The sequence below is a fragment of the Halobaculum litoreum genome, assembly GCF_030127125.1.
GTDB classification, from domain to species: Archaea; Halobacteriota; Halobacteria; order Halobacteriales; family Haloferacaceae; genus Halobaculum; species Halobaculum litoreum.
Genome location: NZ_CP126156.1, coordinates 1,531,782 through 1,553,047, shown reverse-complemented (window position 1 = coordinate 1,553,047; position 21,266 = coordinate 1,531,782). Strand labels below are relative to the sequence as shown.

Genomic DNA, 21,266 nt, shown 5'->3' with positions numbered 1-21,266 from the left:
GACCGAACGACACCGTCCCCGCCTCCCGCTCCTCCGTCGGACGGCGACTTCCCGCTCCCCGGTAGCGGAGCACAAGAGTTTCCACCCCGCACCCCGCCGTTCGGGGTATGGCTGACTCCCTCCCCGTCTCCCGACGGACCGCGGCACGCGCCCTCGTCGCGGTCGTCGTGCTGGGGCTGTTCGCCCCCGCGGCCACGCAGGCGATCGCGCCGGGCGACTCGGGCACGCCCGGCACCGTCGGCCTCGAGAAGGGCACCATCGCCTCGGAGCCCGATGGCTCCACCGTCGTCGCGATCCAGGGGTTCCACTTCCAGGGGCAGGGCGCCGAGAAGAAGCCCGCCCGGCTCGTGAGCGCCGCGCCGAACGGCTCCACCGAGTGGGTGTACGACGGCTCGAACCAGGACGCGCGGTGGTTCTACGACGTCGACCCGCTCCCGAACGGGAACCTCCTCGTGGTCGGCACCAACGCCGACGGCACGACCGTCGCCGAGTTGGACCCCGAGACCCGCGAGCCCGTCTGGACGGAGTTCCTTGACCTCCACGACACTCACGACGTGGACATGCTCCCCAACGGGAACCTCGTGATCGCGAACATGCGCCAGTGGGACGAGGCCGAGGGGGTCTCGAACGACCGGATCCTCGTGTACAACCGCACGACCGACGCGGTCGTGTGGGAGTGGGTGTTCCGGAACCACTACCCGAACGACACCGACGGCGGGTTCAACGAGGACTGGACCCACGTCAACGACGTCGACCGGATCGCCGAGGGGCAGTACCTCGTCTCCCCGCGCAACTTCGACCAGGCGATCGTGATCAACCGGTCCACGAAGGAGATCGACTACCGGCTCGGCAGCGACGGGAACCACGACGTCCTGGACGAACAGCACAACCCCGACTGGCTCGTCAGCGAGGAGGGGAACCCGACGGTGCTCGTCGCCGACTCCGAGAACGACCGCGTCGTCGAGTACGAGCGCACGGACGGCGAGTGGACGAAGACCTGGGAGGTGGGTACCGGCCAACTCGCGTGGCCCCGCGACGCCGACCGACTCCCCAACGGGAACACGCTGATCACCGACTCCCTCAACCACCGCGTGATCGAGGTGACGCCACGCGGGGAGATCGTCTGGGAGTACTACGCCACGTGGGGACCGTACGACGCCGAACGGATCGGCACCGGGGACGGCTCGAACGGGCCGACGATGGCCGACCAGGGCGTGACCGGGAGCTACCGGCTGTACGGGTCGGCCGGACTCATCGAGGGGACCGGCGACACGCTGACGTTCGCCGCCGCGGTGCAGAACACCTTCGCCGGCACGCCGCTGCGCGGGCCGGCCACCGAGTTCGCGGACACGTGGGCCGGCGTGACGCCGTGGGTCCGTCCGGTCTGGATGGGGTCGTGGGCGTTCGCCGGGGCGGTCGGCGGGCTGCTCGTCCTGCTCGGGTGGGCGGTCGCGGAGGCGGTGTCGGCCCGCGAGTCGATCCGTCGGGGCGTCCGGCGGGCGGCCGAGGACGTCCGGACGCGCTGAGGCGGGCGCCCCCGGTCGTCCCGCTCCGCCGGGCGACGCCGCCGGCAGCCGGCGGGGACGGATTCGCTCGACGCTGCGAACACCGTCGCAGTGCACCACTCGGCTCGGGTCGCTCGCCGACGCTTTCCGCAAACACCTTATATCGACGTGGCACAAGTCACAGACGACGAATATCCATGCCGAGACCCGAAGTTCTCGAACGCGTGAAGGAGGCCGAAGCCGACGCCGAGGAGACGATCGCCGAGGCGGAGGCCGCCCGCGAGGCGCGGATCTCGGAGGCCCGCTCGGAGGCCGACGAGATCGTCGCCGACGCCGAGGCGGAGGCCGAGCGCCTCGAGGCCGACCGCCTCGAGGAGGCACGCGAACAGATCGAGGAGAAGCGCGAGGAGATCATCGCGGAGGGCCGCCGCGAGCGGACCGAACTCGTCGACGAGGCGAGCGACCGGGTCGACGAGGTCGTCGAGTTCGCGGTGGAACGGTTCGAGGAGGCGGTACATGCTCAGGCCTGAGCGGATGAGCAAGGTCTCGGTGACGGGCTCCAAGGCGTACCTGGAGCCGGTCGTCGAGGCGGTCCACGGCCTGAACCTGCTCCACGTCACCGAGTACGGCGGCGGTTGGGAGGGGTTCGTGCAGGGGAACCCGCAGGAGGGCGCCGAGGACGCGGCCGAGAAGCTCGTCACGGTCCGGTCGCTGAAGTCGATCCTCGACGTCGACGACGGGGACGCCACGCCGGGTCGGTCGAGCGTCGTCGTCGACGACGACGAGCTCGCGACCGAACTCGAGGACCTCCGCGAGCAGGTCAACGACCTCGAGGACCGTCGCAACGATCTCCAGTCGCAGCTCCGGTCGACCGAGGAGCGCATCGAGGCGGTCGAGCCGTTCGCCGCGCTCGGCATCGACCTCGACCTCCTGCAGGGGTACGACTCCCTGCAGGTCGCCGTCGGCGAGGGCGACCGCGACGCCGTCGAGCGCGCGGTCGTCGACGCGCCCGCGGTCACGTCGTACGAGATCTTCGGCGACGACGTCCTCGCGGTGTTCGCCCGGACGGAGCACGACGACGGGGACGCGCTGGCCGACGCGCTGGTGAGCGCCGAGTTCGCCGCGCTGTCGGTGCCCGAGATCGACGAGGACGGCGTCTCGCCCCAGGAGTACGTGAGTTCGCTGGAGGCCGAGCGCAGTAACACCGCGACCGAACTCGAACGCGTCGAGGCCGAACTGACGGAGGTCGCGGACGACGCCGCCGACTTCCTGCTGCAGGCCGAGGAGACGCTCGCCGTCGCGGTCCAGAAGGCCGAGGCGCCGCTGTCGTACGCGACGACGCGCAACGCGTTCGTCGCCGAGGGGTGGATCCCGACCGAGCGCGTGACGGCGTTCAAGTCGACGCTGAAGGACGCGGTCGGCGGCCACGTCGAGGTCGAGGAGGTCGAGCGCGCCGAGTTCGGCTCCGACGGGGACGTGCAGGTCCGCGAGGACGTCCCGCCCGCCGTCGAGGAGGCTGGCCCGGAGACGGGCGTCGAGGCCGACGAGGAGGCCGGACAGGCGGACCGCCAGCGGGCGGTCGCGGATGGCGGCGGCAACGTCGTCATGCGGAAGGACGACCCGCCGGTCATCCAGAAGAACAGCAGCCTGGTCGCGCCGTTCGAGGTGCTCGTCCAGGCGGTCGGGCGCCCGAACTACCGCGAGTTCGACCCGACGATCATCCTGTTCCTGACGTTCCCGCTGTTCTTCGGGTTCATGATCGGGGACCTCGGCTACGGTCTCGTGTACGCGGGGATCGGGTACTACCTCTACTCGAACTTCGACTCGCCGGCGTTCAAGTCGATGGGCGGCGTGACGATCACCGCCGGGGTGTTCACCGCCCTGTTCGGGATCCTCTACGGGGAGTTCTTCGGCCTCCACCTGATCGCCACGTACCTCTGGGAGGGCGTCGTCGGCCTCTCGAGCGCGCCGCTCCACAAGGGGCTCCAGCCGGCGGACATCTACTGGGCGAACGCGTGGATCGTCGTGAGCGCGCTCGCGGCCGTCGTCCACCTGGACATCGGCTACGTGCTCAGCTTCCTCGAGGAGTACGAGTTCCACGGCTTCAAGGACGCCATGCTGGAGTCGGGCTCGTGGCTGCTGATGATGAACGGCTTCTGGGTGTTCATCCTCAGCGACGTCGCCTCGGGCGTGAAGCCGGGGTTCATCTACACCGTGTTCAACGGCGAGCCGTTCTCGCTCGGCTTCGCCGGCTTCTCCGCGACCGTCGGGTACGCGGGGCTGGCGGTGTTCGGCGTGGGCCTGGTGCTCATCTGGCTGTCCGGCGAGTGGGGCGAGGCCATCGAGGCCCTGTTCATGCAGGTGCTGGTCAACGGGCTGTCGTACGCCCGGCTGGCCGCGGTGCTGCTCGCGAAGGCGGGGATGGCGTTCGTCGTCAACCTCCTGTTCTTCGGGGCGTACACCGTCGACGGCGAGTTCCACTTCATGCTCAGCCACGACGCGGCGTACTACACGGCCGAGTACGGGAACGAGGCGACGTTCTCGATCATGTTCCCCGGGCTGATGCACGGGGGCGCGGCGTCGCTCGTCGGCGGCCTGGTCATCCTCGTGTTGGGCCACCTGTTGGTCCTCGCGCTGGGTGTCACGTCCGCCGGCCTGCAGGCCGTCCGCCTGGAGTACTACGAGTTCTTCTCGAAGTTCTTCGACGGCGGCGGCCGCGAGTACGTCCCGTTCGGGACGGAGCGGCAGTACACGGCCGACGAGTAACGCGGGCCGGCACGGACCGGCCTCACACGCGGGCGACACCCGCGTCACTCCTCGCCCCCCGAGTGGGGGTCGATGACACGGAGAGCGACCGCCGAAGCGACCGTTTTCGGTCGTCTCGTCGCTCGTTTTGGGAACCTTTATGCACTCTCTGGAACCAACCACGACCTGTCCGACGTTAGGCATCCGCCTACCAACTACCATGCTCGAAATCGCACCCCAACTCGCTAGTGTCGTACTGCAGGACGCCGCTCCCGCCATCCCCCCGCTGTCCGCCGCCGCGCTCGGCGTCGGTCTCGCCGCGTTCGGCGCGGGTTACGCGGAGCGTGGCATCGGGTCGGCCGCGATCGGCGCCGTCGCCGAGGACGAGGACCTGTTCGTGCAGGGCCTGATCTTCACGGTCCTGCCGGAGACCCTCGTCATTCTCGCTCTGGTCGCCATCTTCCTGGTCCAGTAAACCGCCTCCTCCCTTTCCACCATGAGTTTAGAGACAGTCGTCGAAGACATCGAGGCCGAGGCCAACGCGCGTGCGGAGGAAATCCGCGAAGCGGGCGAGGAGCGCGCGGCCGAGATCGTCGCCGAGGCTGAGGAGGAGGCCGACCGTATCGTGCAGGAACGAGAACAGCAGGTCGAGCGCCAGATCGACCAGGAGCGCGAGCAGACGCTCTCGGCCGCGAAGCTGGAGGCAAAACAGCAGCGCCTCGAGGCCCGCCGGGACGTGCTCGCCGACGTGCGCGAGCGCACCGAGGCGGCCATCGTCGACCTCGAGGGCGACGACCGCGAGGAGCTGACCCGGTCGCTGCTCGACGCCGCGGCGCCGGAGTTCGAGGACGACGAGTCCGTCGCCGTCCACGGCCGCGCCGACGACGAGGAGCTGCTGACGGAGATCCTCGCGGACTACGAGGGCTGGTCGTTCGCCGGCGATCGCGACTGCCTCGGCGGCGTCGTCGTCGAGAGCGAGGAGTCGCGCGTCCGGGTGAACAACACGTTCGACTCGGTCCTCGAGGAGGTCTGGGAGGACAACCTCAAGGAGCTGAGCGACCGACTCTTCGAAGATGAGTAAGAGCGCCGGCACGTCGAACCCCGAGTACGTCAACGCCCGCGTCCGGTCGCGGCGAGCGGGGCTGTACGAGGAGGACGACTACCGGAAACTGGTCCGCATGAGCCCGGCGGAGATCGCCCGGTTCATGGAGGAGTCGCCGGCGTACGAGGAGGAGATCAACCGGCTCGGGTCGCGGTTCTCGGGCGTGGACCTCATCGAGTACGCGCTGAACGCGAGCCTCGCCGAGGACTTCGAGGACATCCTCCACTGGTGTGAGGGCGAGCTGTACGGGCACGTCGCCCGCTACCTCCGGAAGTTCGACGCGTGGAACGTCAAGACCGTCCTGCGGGGCATCTACGCCGACACCGAGCGGGAGGCCGTCGACGACGACCTCATCCGCGCCGGCGAGTTCGACGGCAAGCTCCTCGACCGCCTGCTCGACGCGGGCGCCATCGACGAGGCCGTCGAGATGCTGTCGGGGACGGTGTTCGGCGACCCGCTCGCCGACGCGCTCGAGGACTACGAGTCGTCCGGCGTGCTGGTGCCGCTGGAGAACGCGGTCGACCGCGCGTACTACGAACTGCTGCGCACCGACGACCTGTCGGGCGAGGCGCTCGCGGAGTACCGCGAGTTCCTCGAGGCGGAGATCGACTTCCGGAACGCGATCAACGCGCTGCGGCTCGCGCGGTCGGGTGCGGACCTCGACCCCTCGGAGTACTTCATCGAGGGCGGGGTGTTGTTCACGGCGGCCGAGCTGAGCCAACTGGCGTCCAACACGGACGAACTGGTCGCCCGGATCCGCGAGTCGCGCTACGGCGACGCGCTCTCGGACGCGCTGTCGGAGCTCGAGGGGGCCGAGAGCCTCATCGGCTTCGAGCACGCGCTGGAGGCGGCGCTGCTGGAGTACGCAGACTCGCTGGGACTGATCCACCCGCTGTCGGTGACGCCGGTGGTGTCGTACGTGCTCGCGAAGGAGCGCGAGGTCGACAACATCCGGGCGATCGCCCGCGGCAAGGAGGCCGGCCTCGAGCCCGACGAGATCGAGGACGAACTGGTGATCCTATGAGTCAGGAGATAGCCGTCGTCGGCAGCCCCGAGTTCACCACCGGGTTCCGACTCGCCGGCGTCCGCAAGTGTGCGAACGTCCCGGACGACGAGAAGGACGAGCGCCTCGACGACGCCGTCGAGGACGCGCTGACCGACGACGACGTGGGCATCGTGGTGATGCTCGACGAGGACCTCGACCACCTCTCGCGGACGGTCCGCCGGGACGTGGAGGGGAGCGTCGAGCCCGTACTGGTCACGCTCGGCGGCGGCGCCGGGAGCGGCCTGCGCGAACAGATCAAGAGAGCCATCGGGATCGACCTGATGGACGAGGACGAGTGAATATGAGTCAGGCAAGCGAAACCGAGACGACCGACGGAACCGGACGCATCAAGAGCGTGAGCGGCCCGGTCGTGACAGCTGTCGACCTCGACGCCCGCATGAACGACGTCGTCTACGTCGGCGACGAAGGGCTGATGGGCGAGGTCATCGAGATCGAGGGCGACGTCACGACCATTCAGGTGTACGAGGAGACCTCCGGGATCGCCCCCGGCGAGCCCGTCGAGAACACGGGCGAACCCCTCACCGTGGACCTGGGGCCCGGCATGCTGGACGCCATCTACGACGGCGTGCAGCGCCCGCTCGACGTGTTGGAGGAGAAGATGGGCAGCGCGTTCCTCGACCGCGGTGTCGACGCGCCCGGCATCGACCTCGAGAAGGAGTGGGAGTTCACTCCCGAGGTCGAGGCCGGCGACAGCGTCGAGCCCGGCGACGTCGTGGGCGTCGTGCCCGAGACGGTCACCATCGACCACAAGGTCATGGTGCCGCCGGACTACGAGGGCGGCGTCGTCGAGAGCATCGAGGAGGGCTCCTTCAACGTGGAGGAGGCCGTCGTCACGCTCGAGAACGGCGAGGAAGTGACGATGCGCCAGGAGTGGCCGGTTCGCGAGAAGCGGCCGACCGTCGAGAAGCGGACGCCCCGCGAGCCGCTCGTGTCGGGCCAGCGCATCCTCGACGGCCTGTTCCCCATCGCGAAGGGCGGGACGGCCGCCATTCCGGGGCCGTTCGGCTCGGGGAAGACCGTCACCCAGCACAGCCTCGCCAAGTTCGCCGACGCCGACATCGTCGTCTACGTCGGCTGTGGCGAGCGCGGCAACGAGATGACCGAGGTCATCGAGGACTTCCCCGAGCTGGAGGACCCGAAGAACGGGAACTCCCTGATGGCCCGGACCTCGCTCATCGCGAACACCTCGAACATGCCCGTGGCCGCGCGCGAGTCGTGCGTGTACACCGGCATCACCATCGCGGAGTACTACCGCGACATGGGGTACGACGTGGCGCTGATGGCCGACTCCACCTCGCGGTGGGCGGAGGCCATGCGCGAGATCTCCTCGCGCCTCGAGGAGATGCCCGGCGAGGAGGGGTACCCCGCGTACCTCGCCGCGCGCCTCGCGGAGTTCTACGAGCGCGCCGGCTACTTCGAGAACCTCAACGGCACCGAGGGCTCCGTCTCCGCGATCGGCGCGGTTAGTCCCCCCGGCGGCGACTTCTCCGAGCCGGTCACCCAGAACACGCTGCGTATCGTGAAGACGTTCTGGGCGCTCGACGCCGACCTGGCCGAGCGTCGCCACTTCCCGGCGATCAACTGGAACGAGTCGTACTCGCTGTACCAGGAGCAGCTCGACCCCTGGTTCCAGGAGAACGTCGCGGAGGACTGGTCCGAGCGGCGGCAGTGGGCCGTCGACACGCTCGACGAGGAGGGCGAACTGCAGGAGATCGTCCAGCTCGTCGGGAAGGACGCCCTGCCGGAGGACCAGCAGCTGACCCTCGAGGTCGCGCGCTACCTGCGTGAGGGGTACCTCCAGCAGAACGCGTTCATCGACGTGGACATGTACTGTCCGCCCGAGAAGACGTACGCGATCCTCTCGACGATCCAGACGTACAACGACGAGGCGTTCGACGCGCTCGACGCCGGCGTCCCCATCGAGGACATCACGGCCATCGACGCGGCGCCGAAGCTCAACCGCATCGCCACGCAGGAGGACTGGGAGACGTACGTGGCGGAGCTGAAGGAGGAACTCACCGAGCAGCTGCGCTCGCTCTACTGAACCATGAAAGAGTACAAAACCATCACGGAAGTCAGCGGCCCGCTGGTGTACGCCGAGGTCGACGAGCCCATCGGCTACGACGAGATCGTCGAGATCGAGACGCCGAGCGGCGAGACGAAGCGCGGTCAGGTCCTCGAATCCGAGGAGGGCATCGTCGCCATCCAGGTGTTCGAGGGCACCACCGGCATCGACCGGAACGCCTCGGTTCGCTTCCTGGGCGAGACGCTGAAGATGCCCGTGACCGAGGACCTGCTCGGTCGCGTGCTCGACGGCTCCGGCAACCCGATCGACGGCGGCCCGGAGATCGTCCCGGACGAGCGCCGCGACATCGTCGGCGCCGCGATCAACCCGTACAGCCGCGAGTACCCCGAGGACTTCATCCAGACGGGCGTCTCGGCCATCGACGGGATGAACACGCTCGTGCGCGGCCAGAAGCTCCCGATCTTCTCGGGCTCGGGCCTGCCGCACAACGACCTCGCGCTCCAGATCGCCCGGCAGGCGACCGTGCCGGAGGAGGAGGGCGAGGGCGACGACGGGTCGGAGTTCGCGGTGATCTTCGGCGCGATGGGCATCACGCAGGAGGAGGCCAACGAGTTCATGGAGGACTTCGAGCGGACGGGCGCGCTGGAGCGCTCGGTCGTGTTCATGAACCTCGCGGACGACCCCGCCGTCGAGCGGACGGTCACGCCGCGCCTCGCACTCACCACCGCCGAGTACCTCGCGTTCGACAAGGGGTACCACGTGCTCGTCGTCCTGACGGACATGACGAACTACTGTGAGGCGCTGCGCGAGATCGGCGCGGCCCGCGAGGAGGTGCCCGGCCGGCGTGGCTACCCCGGGTACATGTACACCGACCTGGCGCAGCTGTACGAGCGCGCCGGTCGCCTCAAGGACCGCGACGGCTCGGTGACGCAGATCCCGATCCTCACGATGCCCGGCGACGACGACACCCACCCGATCCCCGACCTGACGGGGTACATCACGGAGGGGCAGATCATGATGGACCGCCCGCTGCACAGTCAGGGCGTCCAGCCGCCGGTGAACGTGCTGCCGAGCCTGTCGCGCCTGATGGACGACGGGATCGGCGAGGGGCTCACCCGCGCCGACCACGCCGACGTCTCCGACCAGATGTATGCGGCGTACGCGGAGGGCGAGGACCTGCGCGACCTCGTGAACATCGTCGGCCGCGAGGCGCTGTCCGAGCGCGACAACAAGTACCTCGACTTCGCCGACGCCTTCGAGTCGCAGTTCGTCGAGCAGGGGTTCGACACGGACCGCACCATCGACGAGACGCTCGAACTCGGCTGGGACCTGCTGTCGACGCTCCCGAAGACGGAGCTCAACCGCGTCGACGAGGAGCTCATCGAGGAGCACTACCGCGAGGACGCCGCGGCCGCCGGCGACGAGGCCGAGGAAGTCTCCGCCGACTGAGTTCGGACGCAGCCCGCGACTCGACCCCTTCTTTCGACCGCTCGCTCGCGTAGCGGTGGCGGCGCCTACTCGTCGCCGTCGAGCACCGCCGTCAGCCCGCCGGCGCGTGCGTGCGCGACGAGGTGGTCGTACTGGACCCCCCGGTCGTCCACGACCCGGTCGTCGGCGACCCCGGGGAGCAACTCCGTGACGGTCTCGTACGTCGTACACCCCACGCGGTACGTCTCCTCGTCGCGGACGGGCGTGCCGCCGACCGTGAGCGCGTCCGGGTCGGCGCCGGCCCACCGAACGGGGCCGTGGGTGTCGTCGAGCGGGCCGCGACAGGCGCGCAGGGCGGCTTTCAGGCGCTCGCCGCGGACGGCGACCGCGACGAGGTGCGAGTCGAACGGGACGGTGCCGACGAGGTGCCGTTCCCGTACCTCGGCGGGGAGCGGTTCCCGGACCGCCGCCGAGACGGCGAGGCCGGCGTCGGCGTCCGCCCGCGCTCGGTACGCGTCGGCGACGAACCGGACCACGGCGGACTCGTCGACGCCCGTCCCCGGCGACGCGACCGGGGCGTCGAGGCCGGTGTCGGCGTGGCGCTCCCGGTACGCCTCGGCGACGCGGTCGTCGGCGGGCGCCCCGGCGGTCGAGTCGACCGTGGCCGCCGGCGTCTCGCCGAGGTCGACGGTGACTACTTCGCGGCCGACGCCGGCGCTCCGAGCGACCAGCGTGCCCTCCACCCGGTCGACCGTTCGCTCGTGGTCGTGACCGCCGACCACGGCGTCGGCGTCGGTCGCCGCGGCGATGTCGGCGTCGAGCGCGCCGCAGTGCGAGAGGACGACCGTGTGGTCGACGCCGCGGTCGCGGAGGGCGGACAGCTCCCGGCGGGCGGCGGCGACGGGGTCGCCGAACGCGACGTCCCGGACGGCCCGACAGATGTCGGGGGTCTCGGGGTGACAGACCCCTACGACGCCGACGCGCTCGTCGCCCGCCGCCAGGACCGTGTGGGCGGGGAGGTCGAGCGCGGGGGCGTTCGCGGCGAGCCACTCGCCCGGCGTGGCGGCGACGAAGTCGGCGAGCGAGCCCAACCCCTCGTCGAAGTCGTGGTTGCCGGGGACGTGCACGTCGGGGGCGACGGCCCGGTGGAACGCGACCGCCTCGGCGCGCCCGTCGGCGACGACCGCCAGCGCCCCCATCGCGGTGGCGTCGCCGGCGTCGAGCAGGAGCGTGTCGTCGTCGCGAACGCCGAGCAGCCCCGCGAGCCGGCCGATCCGGTCGGGGTGGTCGAAGGCGGTCTCGACGTCGTGGAACGCGAGCAGGGAGGGCGGTGACACGGGCTCGACTGCGGCCCCCTGCGGGATAACCGTTGTCCGCTCGCGTGCCCGACTAACAAGCATTAACACCCTCGCCCCGCAACTTCCCTCCAAGACTATGGCGGACGACGTCAAGCCCACCCGGAAGAACCTCATGGAGATCGAGGACCGCATCGATCTGTCCGAGCGCGGTCACGACACGCTCGAGCAGAAACGCGACGGCCTCATCATGGAGTTCATGGACATCCTCGACCAGGCGCAGGACGTCCGCGACCAGTTGGAGGCCGACTACGAGACGGCCCAATCCAAGATCAACAAGGCACGCGCCATGGAGGGCGACGTGGCCGTCCGCGGCGCCGCCGCGGCGCTGAAGGAGCACCCCGAGATCACGACCCAGTCGAAGAACATCATGGGCGTGGTCGTCCCGCAGATCGAGTCGTCGAAGGTCCGGAAGAACCTCGACGAGCGCGGCTACGGCGTCCTCGGCTCCTCGGCCCGCATCGACGAGGCGGCCGACGCCTACGAGGAGCTGTTGGAGTCGATCATCCTCGCCGCGGAGGTCGAGACGGCGATGAAGAAGATGCTCGAGGAGATCGAGACGACCAAGCGCCGCGTCAACGCGCTGGAGTTCAAGCTGCTCCCCGAACTCCACGAGAACAAGGAGTACATCGAGCAGAAGCTCGAGGAGCAGGAGCGCGAGGAGATCTTCCGCCTCAAGAAGATCAAGGCCAAGAAGGAGGAAGAGGAGAAGGCCGCCGAGCGCGAGGCCGCCGCGAAGGCCGAGGCCGAAGCGGAGGCCGAGGCGCTGGAGGCCGGCGTCGCCGAGAGCGACGACTGAGCCGCCGCGCCCGGCCGCGCCGTCGTCCGTCCTACCCGAGATTTATGTTCTCCCACCCGTCACGCCGGGTGTGAACTGTCCACACTGTGACACCGAGACGGTCGTCTTCGCCGTCCCGCCCGACCTGCGCGACCACGCCCCCGACGGCGCGTCCGCCGCGAGCGTGTGTCCCCACTGCCTGACGGTCGCGCCGGCTTCCGACGCCGACCCCGCGGACGACCCGGCGTTCGAGCGCGTCCACGAGTCGTTCCCCGCCGGCGACGGCGGCGTCGCGTTCGCGCTGCTGCTCGGGACGCTCCCGTCCATCGCGCTGAACAAGACGGCCGCGCGCGCGTGCCGCGAGCGGGCCGAGCGCGAGGGCGTGGACACGGCCTTGGCGTTCGACCGGCTGGTCGAGGCGGTCCACGCCGCCGACGTCGTCCCGGAGTTCGACCTCGAGCGGCGGGTCCGGCAGCTCGACTCGCTGTTGGACGGGGCGGCCTGACCGGCGCCGAACCACCACACGTATGCCGGGGGTCGGCGTCCGACCCGGGTACGGACGGATGGACCGCGACACGCTCGGCACGCTGCTCGTCCTCTCGTCGGCCGCCGCCTTCGGGACGCTCGGCGTCCTCGGCGAGGTCGCCTTCCGCGAGGGGCTGTCGGTGCCGTCTGCGCTCGCGCTGCGGTTCGCCGTCGGCACCGCCGTCGTCTGGGCGGGGCTGGCGGTCGTCCGTCGCCTCGGGGACGGCGCCGGCCCCGCGCTCGGCTTGCCGCCCCGGGAGACGCTGACTGCGGTCGCGCTCGGCGCCGTCGGCTACGCGGGCGTCAGCTACGGCTTCTTCGTCGGGGTGCAGCGCATGACCGCCGGGCTCGCGGCGGTGCTGTTGTACACGTATCCGCTGTTCGTCGTCGCGCTCGCCGCGCGCGTCCTTGACGAGCGGGTCGGCGTTCGCACCGTCGCGGCGGCGTGTCTCTCGCTTTCGGGGGTGGCGCTCATCTCGTGGACCGGCGGCGCCGCCTTCGACCCGGTCGGCGCGGCCGCGACCGTCGCCGCGGCGGCGCTGTACGCCGTGTACATCGTCGTCTCGCGCGCGACGCTCGAGTCGACCGACGAGCGGGTGTTGACCGCCTACGTCGCGCCGGCGGCGGCCGTGTCGCTGGCGCTGGTCGCGGTCGCGACCGACGCCGTCACCGTGCCGACGACGGCGGTCGGGTGGGGCGCGGTCGTGGCGCTCGGCGTCGTCGCCACGGCGTTCGCCATCCTCGCGTTCTTCGCGGGGCTCGCGCGCGTCGGCGCCGGGCGGGCGGGCGTGCTGTCGACGGCCGAGCCGACCGTCGCGGTCGCGCTCGGCGCGGCGTTCCTCGGCGAGCCGGTCACGCCGGCGATGCTGCTGGGCGGCGTGTTGGTCGTGGTCGGCGTCACGCTGGTGCAGACCGTCGAGGAGTGAGGCCGAACGCGGGGACGGGGCGGGCGCGGCGGGGGTCCGGGTTCGGGCGTGGCGACCTCAGACGCCGGTGGCGTAGCGGAGGATGCCGGCGACGCCGCCGAAGGCGTCCATGAGCTGTTCGCCCTTCTCGAAGTCGGTGGAGATGAACTTCGTCTCGGTGCCGCGCTGGTCGGCGATGTTCATCAGGTGCTCGACGATGTCCTCGCGCTCACCGGCCTCGCTCGCGGCCACCGTCTCGCCGCACTCCTCGCACTCGTGGTCGCGCGTGTTGTGCCGGCGCTCGACGACCACGCGCTCCTCGTGGCCGTTCGGGCACTCGTAGGTGACGACGTCGTGGTGGAGGTCCTCCGAGAGGAGCAGGCGCTCGACCGACCCCATGATGAGGTTCTTGCGCGTCTGCTCGAACCCGTAGGTGGCCTGCCCGCCGGTGTGGAGCTTCTCGAAGAACTCCTCCATCTCGCGTTTGTCCTTGACGACCTCTTGGTCGGCGAGCACGTCGCTGGCGGCGTCGACGAGGTCGTACAGTCCCGACTCGTCGGTGTAGGCCACGTCGAACTTCCCGAGGACCAGATCCTGCAGTTCGTGGTGGAGGTAGTCGCCGTCGAGGAACTCGTCTTTCGTGGGGGAGGGGCCGCCCACGAGGATGCCCTCGATGTCGTGGCGCTTGTCGACCATCAGGTCGTCCGCCATCCCCGCGACCTCCTGGTAGAAGTTGTCGATGGCCTCCAGCCGCAGGCGGGCGAACCGCTGGGCCGACTGGCCACCCTTCCGCTGCTTGCCGGGGACCAGCGAGGAGGCCGACTTGACGGGCTCGACGCGCTTGCCCTTGAGCCAGCCGACGTTCGCCTCGCGGCGGTCGAGGACGATGAGCCCGAACAGGCCCTTGTCGGTCATCATGTCCTCGAGCGGCCCGGTGAGGAAGTTCGAGTCGCAGTGGTAGCGGAACGACTGGATCGGTTCCGGCGGCGACTCCAGCACCTTCGTCACCATCTCCGTCTGTCCGCCGCCGGAGTTCACCGCGCCCGAGAAGATCACGATGCCGTTGTCCGGCGGGTAGACGTCGTAGTAGCGGAGCCGGTCTTTGATGCTGGTGAGGGCGTCCTGGACGGCCGTCCGGGTCTGCTTGGACTTGATGTTGGACGCCTCGCTGTGCTCCTGGGTGACGTGGGCGACCACGTCCGAGATCTGCTTGTCGTCGGGGATGTAGATCGTGACGAGCTGGGTGCCCGAGCCCTCGAAGTCGTCGAGCTCGTCGAGGACCTTCCGGAACTCGTACTTCCGGCGGTCCTCGCTCGCCTGCTCCTCCTGGGCGTCGCTGCTCATTACGGGCTAGTTCGCCGGCCGCGGGGTAAGTACCTGTTGAATACCGGGGTGACACACCGCACACCCTCCCGAGACCGCCGGACGGCGCCGCCCTCGACGCGTGTCGCGGACGGCGGGGGCGGACGCGGGCCGTCAGACGGCCGGCCGACACGACGGGACCCACCTTTATCACCGGGGGACGCCGTACCCACGACAAATGCCGACGATCTACGCCGTCGCGAGCGTGAAAGGGGGGGTCGGGAAGACGACGACCGCCGCCAACCTCGCGGCCACGCTCGCGGCCGCGGGCTACGACACGGTCGCGGTCGACGCCGACCTCGGCTCGGCGAGCCTCGGCCCGACGCTGGGGGTCGAGCCGGGTGCGGTGACGCTCCACGACGTCCTCGCGGGCGACGCCGAGCCCCGGGAGGCGCTCCGGGAGGGCCCCCACGGGCTCGCAGTGCTCCCCGGCGGCGACAGCCTCGAGCACTTCCGGAAGGCCGACCCCGGCGAGATCGTGGACGTGCTGGAGGCGATCACCGCCGCGGACTACGTGATCGTCGACACCGGCGCCGGCCTCACCCACCAGACCGCGCTCCCGCTGCAGGTCGCCGACGGCGTCCTGCTCGTGTCGACGCCAACCCGCGACGGCCTCGTCAACACCCGCAAGACGCAGGACCTGACCGAGAAACTGGGCGGCACGGTGGTGGGCCTCGCGCTCAACGAGGCCGACGGCGACGAGGACACCGGCGACATCGACGTCCCCGTGTTGGGCGCGATCCCGGACGACCCGCTCGTCGCCGAGGCGCAGGCCGCGGGACTCCCGATCGCGGTCCACGCCCCCGACAGCGACGCCGCGGCCGCGTTCCGGTCGCTCGCCTCCTCGCTCACCGGCGAGCCGATCCGGCCGGCCCCGACGCCCGAGCACGCCGGAGCCGCGCCGGACGACCCCGAGTACGAGGCCGGCGCGACCGACGCCCCCGACGACACGCCGGAGGCGGCCGTCGACCTCCCCGACGTCGACGAGGCCGACACGGAGCCACCGGAGGGGAGCCCCGACGCGGACGAGGCCGACGAGGCGGACGTGGAAGCGGCCGCCGACGCCGCGGCCGACACCGCGGTCGACGACGGGGAAGCGACGGACGCGGAGCAGACGCCGGACGACGCGGAGCCGGCGGCGGTCGACGACGGGGCGCCGGACCCGGAGACCGACGACGCGGTGATCCTCGAGGACGACGCCGAGCCCGACGACGACGCCGAGGACGAGGCGGCCGCGGCCGCCCGGAGCACGGTGCTGGAGGACGACGAGTACGCGGCGTACCGCGACGAGCCGGCGACCGTCGAGGACGCCGAGAGCGGCGAGTCGGCCGAGATCGGCGAGGACGTGATCCCGTTCGCCCAGCAGAGCAAGGAGCGCACCGAGGAGGCCAAACGCGACGGCGACGACGAGGACGACGACGCCGACGACGACCAGGGCGGGTTCCTCGGTCGGCTGTTCCGGTAGACGAGCGGATCGGGAGTTTCTTTTCCGCGCCGCCGCCTCACCCGAGTATGAGCGAAGCAGGCAACGACTCGGTGCCGATCTGGTGGATCCTCGTCTTCATCGTCCTCGCGCTCGGGCTGGGCGCGGTCGCGGTGCTGTCGGTCGGCGGCAGTCTGATCACCCCCGCGGGCGCGCTGCTCCCGTTCGCGGCGTAGCGTCGACGGCCGCGCGGACGACGACGGGTCGACGACCAACGCGGCTCACGACTCCTCCTCCTCCCGTCTCGCGTCGAGGAAGCGGCGCGAGACGACGAACGCGACGCCGCCCGCGAACCCCGCGACGACGACGTCGGCCACGCCGGACGGGACGAGCAACGCCGTCGCGAGGAACACGACGACCCATATCGCGATCACGGCGAGCGGTTCCGCGACGGCGGCCGCCGACCCGGAGGGCTCGTAGTCGGTGTGGGACACGAAGGCCGGTGACCGCCCCGTCGAAAAAGGGGTTTCGCCGCGCTACATCGACTCGGGGGCGTCCACCCCGAGCACGTCGAGCGCGTTGGCGACCGTGTTGCGCGCGGCGGCGACGAGCGCGAGTCGGGCCTCCCGAGTCGTGTCGTCGTCGGCCGTCAACACCGGACACTCCCGGTAGAAGGCGTTGAACGTCTCCGCGAACTCGCGGGTGTAGGTGGCGACGCGGTGGGGTTCGAGGTCGTCGGCCGCCTCCTCGACGACCGCGGGGAACCGTGCGATCACGTGCAGCAGGTCGCGTTCCTCGGGCGTCGACAGCGCCGCCGGGTCGACCTCGGCGTCGGGGGCGAGCCCCTCGTCGCCCGCCTCGTCGACGATGCCGCAACAGCGCGCGTGGACGTACTGGACGTACGGCGCCGACTGCGCCTCGAAGTCGAGCGCGCGGTCCCACTCGAAGGTGATCGTCTTCGCGGGCTGTTTGCTGACGACGTCGTAGCGGACCGCGCCGATCCCCACCTGCCGGGCGATGCGCTCGACGTCCGCCTCGTCGAGGTCGTCGTCGCGGATGCGGTCGTCCATGCGGGACTCGACCTCCTCGCGGGCGCGGTCGATCGCCTCGTCGAGCAGGTCGTCGAGGTCGATGCCGGTGCCCGCGCGGGTGCTCATCCCCTCGCCGCCGGGGAGGTTCACCCACGAGTAGAACAGCTGCTCCAGCTGCTCGGTGTCGTGGCCGAGCAGTTCCAGCGCGTACCGGAGCTGGTCGAACGCGAGCTTGTGGTCCTCGCCGATGACGGTGACCGCGCGGTCGTAGTTGTCGAACTTCCACTCGTGGTGGGCGAGGTCGCGCGTCGTGTACAGCGTGGTGCCGTCCGAACGGAGGAACACGAGCAGTTTGTCGATGCCGAACTCCGAGAGGTCGAGTTGCCACGCGTCCTCCTCGTACACGGACTCGTCGAGGTCGCGCAGGCGGTCGACCACGTCGTCGGCGTCGCCGTTCCTGATGAACTGCGTCTCCTTCACGAACTCGTCGAACTCGGCGGGCAGCCGCGAGAGCGTCTCGCGCATCCCCGCCAGCACCGTGTCGACGACCTCGCCGACGCGCTCGTACGTCTCCTCGCTGCCGGTCTCGAGCCCCTGCATGATCGACTGGATCTCGGCCTCCGCGGCCTCGACCGCCTCGTCGGGCCCGTCATCGAGGAAGGCGTTCCCCTTCCGGTAGTAGCGCACGAGGTCGTAGTCGGGTTTGTCCCGCTCCGGCTCGGGCAGGTCGGCCTCGTCGAACGTCTCGTAGGCCCACGTGAACACGGCCATCTGTCGGCCGGCGTCGTTGACGTAGTAGTGGCGGTCGACGTCGTAGCCGGCGTAGTCGAGGGCGTTCGCGACGGCGTCGCCGATGATCGGGTTGCGCGCGCGCCCGACGTGGACCGGCCCCGTCGGGTTCGCGGAGGTGTGCTCGACGACGACCGACTCCCCGCGGTCGGGGAGGCGGCCGTACGCGGCGTCGCGGCCGGCGTCGAGGGTGTCCGCGAGGTACGCCTCGTCGGCGAAGAAGTTCACGTACGGACCGCTGGTGTCGACGCGCGCGAGGTACTCCGTGGCCGCGACGTCGACGGCGTCGGCGACCTCGGCGGCGACCTGCGGCGGCGCCGCGCCCGCCTCGCCCGCGAGCCGGAACGCCACGCTGGAGGCGAGCGTCGCCTCGACGCCGTCCGGGGGGTCCTCGATGCCGAGGTCGTCGGTCGGGTAGTCGAGGCCGGCGAGCGCGTCCGTCAGCGCCGCCGCCACGGCCGACCGGAACTGTCTGAACATGCGCGTCGCTTTCCCCGCCGCCGATAAATGGGTTTCCGAACCGCCTCGCGGTCGGCCCGGCGCCCGCGCGCCGCCCGGGTCACGCCGTCCCTCGGGCGCCGCGGCTCGCCGACACCGACGCCTTTTGGTACGCTCGGGACACAGAACCGGTAGGCGTCACGGGGACGTGACACACCGTCACGGATCCGTTACGCATCCCGGATTCGGTACGCTTTTGCGTCGCGGGCACGGAGTATCGGGCAATGAGTTCTACCACGACGGCCGTCGGCCACGACGAGGTGGCGGCGCTGAAGACGGTCGCCCTGCGCGGCGGGCTCCGCGAGCCCGTCAAGGTCTCCTGTGCGACGTTGGGCGAGCGGCTCGGGGCGTCCAGTCAGACCGCCTCCCGCCGGCTCCAGCGGCTCGAGGCCGCGGGGCTGCTCGACCGCGACGTCGTCGGCGACGGCCAGTGGGTGAGCGTCACCGGCGCGGGCGAACGCCGGCTGCGCGCCGAGTACGCCGACTACCGGCGGCTGTTCGAGGGGGAGGCGGGCCTCACCCTCGCCGGGACGGTCACCTCGGGGATGGGCGAGGGGAAACACTACATCAAGCTCCCGGGGTACCACGAGCAGTTCGTCGAGCGGCTGGGGTACGAGCCGTTCGCGGGCACGCTGAACGTCTCCCTGACGGAGGCAGCCGTCCGGGCCCGCGCGGGGCTTGACTCCGTCGAGGGCGTCCCCATCGACGGCTGGGAGGACGACGAGCGCACCTTCGGCCCGGCGACGTGTTACGCCGCGACGGTCGTCGCCGGCGAGGCGTCGTACGCGCCCGCCCACGTCATCGTCCCCGAGCGCACCCACCACGACGAGGACCAACTGGAACTGATCGCGCCGGCGAAGCTCCGCGAGGAGCTCTCGCTCGACGACGGCGACGACCTCACGGTCCGCGTCACCGACGCCGAGCGCGACGACGGGACGGCGCCGGTCGGCGCCGCCGGCACCGGGGGTCGGCGTGAGCCGACAGGCGGGCCACCTCGACCGCGCGCTGGCCGCGTTCCGCGCGGGCGAGCCCGTCCTGATCCACGACTTCGACGACCGCGAGGGGGAGACGGACCTCGTGTACCCCGCCGGCGCCGTCACCCCCGCGGCGGTCGCCCGGCTCCGCAACGACGCCGGCGGCCTCATCTGCGTCGCCGTCTCCGACCGCGTGGCCGACGCCGTCGGCCTCCCGTTCCTCGAGGACCAGATCGACCACCCGGCGGCCGCGAGCCACGACCTCGGCTACGACGACCGCTCGTCGTTCTCGCTGACGGTGAACCACCGCGACACGTTCACCGGGATCACGGACGACGACCGCGCCCGGACGATCACGGAACTGGCGTCGATGGCCTCCACGGTCGAGGCGGGCGTCGACTACGACGCCGACGACTTCGCCGCGGAGTTCCGCGCGCCCGGCCACGTCCACGTCCTGCGCGGCGCGGCGAACGGGCTCGACGACCGACTCGGCCACACGGAGTTGGGGCTGGCGATGGCCGCCGAGACGGACCGACCCGCCGCGGTCGTCGTCTGCGAGATGCTCGACGACGAGACGGGGCGCGCGCTGTCGACCGACGCCGCGCGAGCGTACGCCCGGCGCAACGGCTTCCCGTACGTCGAGGGCGAGGAACTGGTCGCGGCGCTGAGCTGAGCGTCGTCGGGCGGTTCACGACCGCCCGGCGGACGCGGCCGCCGCCGTCGCGCCCCCGGCCTTTCTGGGGTCTTTATTGTCCGGCAATTCCTGCGACAGCGTATGGCTGGGTTCGCGGAGATGGACGTCGACACCATCTGGCACAACGGCGAGTACGTCGACTGGGAGGACGCGACGACGCACGTCCTCACACACGGACTGCACTACGGCACGGGCGTCTTCGAGGGCGTGCGTGCGTACGACACCGAGGAGGGGACGGCGCTGTTCCGCTGGGAGGAGCACCTCGACCGCTTCTACGAGTCGACGAAGCCGTACGACATGGAGATCCCCTACTCGCGCGAGGAGCTCACGGAGGCGACGATGGAGGTCATCCGCCGCAACGACCTCGAGTCCGCCTACGTGCGCCCCATCGCCTACTACGGCTACCACAGCCTCGGCGTGTCGCCGGGCGACTGCCCGACCGACGTCGCGGTCGCCGCGTGGCCGTGGGGCGCGTATCTCGGCGAGGACGCGCTGGAGAACGGGATCAAGGCGATGGTGTCGTCGTGGCGCAAGCACTCCTCCTCGCAGATCCCGACCAACGCCAAGACGACGGGGCTGTACGTCAACTCCCTGCTGGCGGGCGAGGAGGCCCGCCGCAACGGCTACAAGGAGGCGATCGTCCTCAACAAGGAGGGCAACGTCGCGGAGGGCCCCGGCGAGAACATCTTCCTCGTGCGCGACGGCGAACTGTTCACGCCCGGGCTCTCGGAGTCCATCCTCGACGGCATCACGCGCAACACCGTGATCGAACTCGCCCGCGAGCGCGGCTACACCGTCCACGACAACGTCAGCATCTCGCGCGGCGAGCTGAACACCGCCGACGAACTGTTCTTCACCGGCTCCGCGGCGGAGGTCACGCCGATCCGGCAGGTCGACAACGTCGAGATCGGCAACGGCTCGCGCGGCCCGGTCACCGAGGAGCTCCAGACCGCGTTCTTCGACCTCGTGGAGCGTCGCACCGACGACCACGAGGAGTGGTTCACGTACGTCTGAGCGGCCCGCCGCGGCCCGTCCACGCCCCGGCGGCGCCCCGACGACT

At 70.7% G+C, this 21,266-nt stretch carries 20 protein-coding genes and 1 pseudogene; 17 read left to right on the top strand and 4 right to left on the bottom strand.

The annotated features are described in order from the left end of the window. Window positions 1-107: 107 nt before the first annotated feature. From P0R35_RS08400 to P0R35_RS08360, 9 genes are all read left to right on the top strand, one after another. Window positions 108-1,526 carry an aryl-sulfate sulfotransferase gene (locus tag P0R35_RS08400; RefSeq protein WP_284012063.1) on the top strand — a complete coding sequence of 473 codons (1,419 nt, stop codon included), beginning with the start codon at window positions 108-110 and terminating at the stop codon, window positions 1,524-1,526. Between the two features lie 176 nt (window positions 1,527-1,702). Further along, window positions 1,703-2,035: an ATP synthase archaeal subunit H gene (gene ahaH / locus P0R35_RS08395; protein WP_284012062.1), complete on the top strand. Its 333-nt coding sequence runs from the start codon at window positions 1,703-1,705 to the stop codon at window positions 2,033-2,035. After that, window positions 2,022-4,271 (top strand): V-type ATP synthase subunit I, encoded by a 2,250-nt coding sequence (locus P0R35_RS08390; RefSeq protein WP_284012061.1) that lies wholly within the window; start codon window positions 2,022-2,024, stop codon window positions 4,269-4,271. The genes ahaH and P0R35_RS08390 overlap by 14 nt, the downstream gene beginning before the upstream one ends. A gap of 199 nt (window positions 4,272-4,470) precedes the next feature. Next, on the top strand, window positions 4,471-4,725 hold the full coding sequence (locus P0R35_RS08385; RefSeq protein ID WP_284012060.1) for a F0F1 ATP synthase subunit C: 255 nt from the start codon (window positions 4,471-4,473) through the stop codon (window positions 4,723-4,725). Between the two features lie 21 nt (window positions 4,726-4,746). Beyond that, a complete protein-coding gene (locus tag P0R35_RS08380; protein ID WP_284012059.1) occupies window positions 4,747-5,331 on the top strand; it encodes a V-type ATP synthase subunit E in 585 nt (194 codons plus the stop codon). Further along, entirely contained in the window at window positions 5,324-6,376 is a 1,053-nt protein-coding gene (locus tag P0R35_RS08375) for a V-type ATP synthase subunit C (protein ID WP_284012058.1), read from the top strand. Before P0R35_RS08380 ends, P0R35_RS08375 begins: the two co-directional genes overlap by 8 nt. Next, window positions 6,373-6,696 (top strand): V-type ATP synthase subunit F, encoded by a 324-nt coding sequence (locus tag P0R35_RS08370; RefSeq protein WP_284012057.1) that lies wholly within the window; start codon window positions 6,373-6,375, stop codon window positions 6,694-6,696. Before P0R35_RS08375 ends, P0R35_RS08370 begins: the two co-directional genes overlap by 4 nt. A gap of 2 nt (window positions 6,697-6,698) precedes the next feature. After that, window positions 6,699-8,462: an ATP synthase subunit A gene (locus tag P0R35_RS08365; RefSeq protein ID WP_284012056.1), complete on the top strand. Its 1,764-nt coding sequence runs from the start codon at window positions 6,699-6,701 to the stop codon at window positions 8,460-8,462. A 3-nt stretch (window positions 8,463-8,465) separates the two neighbouring features. Next, entirely contained in the window at window positions 8,466-9,893 is a 1,428-nt protein-coding gene (locus tag P0R35_RS08360; RefSeq protein ID WP_284012055.1) for an ATP synthase subunit B, read from the top strand. A gap of 65 nt (window positions 9,894-9,958) precedes the next feature. Here P0R35_RS08360 and P0R35_RS08355 read toward each other — a convergent pair whose 3' ends face one another. After that, entirely contained in the window at window positions 9,959-11,209 is a 1,251-nt protein-coding gene (locus tag P0R35_RS08355; protein WP_284012054.1) for a 5'-nucleotidase C-terminal domain-containing protein, read from the bottom strand. Between the two features lie 97 nt (window positions 11,210-11,306). Here P0R35_RS08355 and P0R35_RS08350 point away from each other — a divergent pair, with 97 nt between their 5' ends. The 3 genes from P0R35_RS08350 to P0R35_RS08340 all read left to right on the top strand — a co-directional run bounded on the left by P0R35_RS08350 (window position 11,307) and on the right by P0R35_RS08340 (window position 13,456). Further along, on the top strand, window positions 11,307-12,026 hold the full coding sequence (locus P0R35_RS08350; RefSeq protein WP_284012053.1) for a V-type ATP synthase subunit D: 720 nt from the start codon (window positions 11,307-11,309) through the stop codon (window positions 12,024-12,026). 70 nt (window positions 12,027-12,096) lie between these two features. Beyond that, entirely contained in the window at window positions 12,097-12,510 is a 414-nt protein-coding gene (locus P0R35_RS08345; RefSeq protein WP_284012052.1) for a DUF6276 family protein, read from the top strand. Between the two features lie 58 nt (window positions 12,511-12,568). Further along, on the top strand, window positions 12,569-13,456 hold the full coding sequence (locus P0R35_RS08340; protein ID WP_284012051.1) for a DMT family transporter: 888 nt from the start codon (window positions 12,569-12,571) through the stop codon (window positions 13,454-13,456). A gap of 57 nt (window positions 13,457-13,513) precedes the next feature. Here P0R35_RS08340 and prf1 read toward each other — a convergent pair whose 3' ends face one another. After that, on the bottom strand, window positions 13,514-14,779 hold the full coding sequence (gene prf1, locus P0R35_RS08335) for a peptide chain release factor aRF-1 (RefSeq protein WP_284012050.1): 1,266 nt from the start codon (window positions 14,777-14,779) through the stop codon (window positions 13,514-13,516). Between the two features lie 196 nt (window positions 14,780-14,975). Between prf1 and P0R35_RS08330 the strand changes: the two genes are divergently transcribed. After that, on the top strand, window positions 14,976-16,262 hold the full coding sequence (locus tag P0R35_RS08330) for a P-loop NTPase (protein ID WP_284012049.1): 1,287 nt from the start codon (window positions 14,976-14,978) through the stop codon (window positions 16,260-16,262). Between the two features lie 47 nt (window positions 16,263-16,309). Then, the gene (locus tag P0R35_RS08325; RefSeq protein WP_284012048.1) at window positions 16,310-16,456 is read left to right on the top strand and encodes a hypothetical protein; all 147 of its coding nucleotides are present in this window, start codon (window positions 16,310-16,312) and stop codon (window positions 16,454-16,456) included. A 45-nt stretch (window positions 16,457-16,501) separates the two neighbouring features. Here P0R35_RS08325 and P0R35_RS08320 read toward each other — a convergent pair whose 3' ends face one another. Beyond that, window positions 16,502-16,714: a hypothetical protein gene (locus P0R35_RS08320; protein WP_284012047.1), complete on the bottom strand. Its 213-nt coding sequence runs from the start codon at window positions 16,712-16,714 to the stop codon at window positions 16,502-16,504. 42 nt (window positions 16,715-16,756) lie between these two features. Beyond that, a complete protein-coding gene (gene argS, locus P0R35_RS08315) occupies window positions 16,757-18,520 on the bottom strand; it encodes an arginine--tRNA ligase (RefSeq protein WP_284012046.1) in 1,764 nt (587 codons plus the stop codon). A 242-nt stretch (window positions 18,521-18,762) separates the two neighbouring features. On the opposite strand from argS, the pseudogene P0R35_RS08310 reads away from it, so the two are divergent. From P0R35_RS08310 to P0R35_RS08300, 3 genes and pseudogenes are all read left to right on the top strand, one after another. Then, window positions 18,763-19,461: pseudogene (locus tag P0R35_RS08310) on the top strand (DUF120 domain-containing protein); the annotation flags it as partial. Between the two features lie 49 nt (window positions 19,462-19,510). Then, window positions 19,511-20,185 carry a 3,4-dihydroxy-2-butanone-4-phosphate synthase gene (ribB, locus tag P0R35_RS08305; RefSeq protein WP_284012045.1) on the top strand — a complete coding sequence of 225 codons (675 nt, stop codon included), beginning with the start codon at window positions 19,511-19,513 and terminating at the stop codon, window positions 20,183-20,185. A gap of 102 nt (window positions 20,186-20,287) precedes the next feature. Beyond that, window positions 20,288-21,220, top strand: a complete 933-nt coding sequence (locus tag P0R35_RS08300) for a branched-chain amino acid transaminase (RefSeq protein WP_284012044.1) — start codon at window positions 20,288-20,290, stop codon at window positions 21,218-21,220. The last annotated feature ends 46 nt before the right edge of the window (window positions 21,221-21,266 follow it).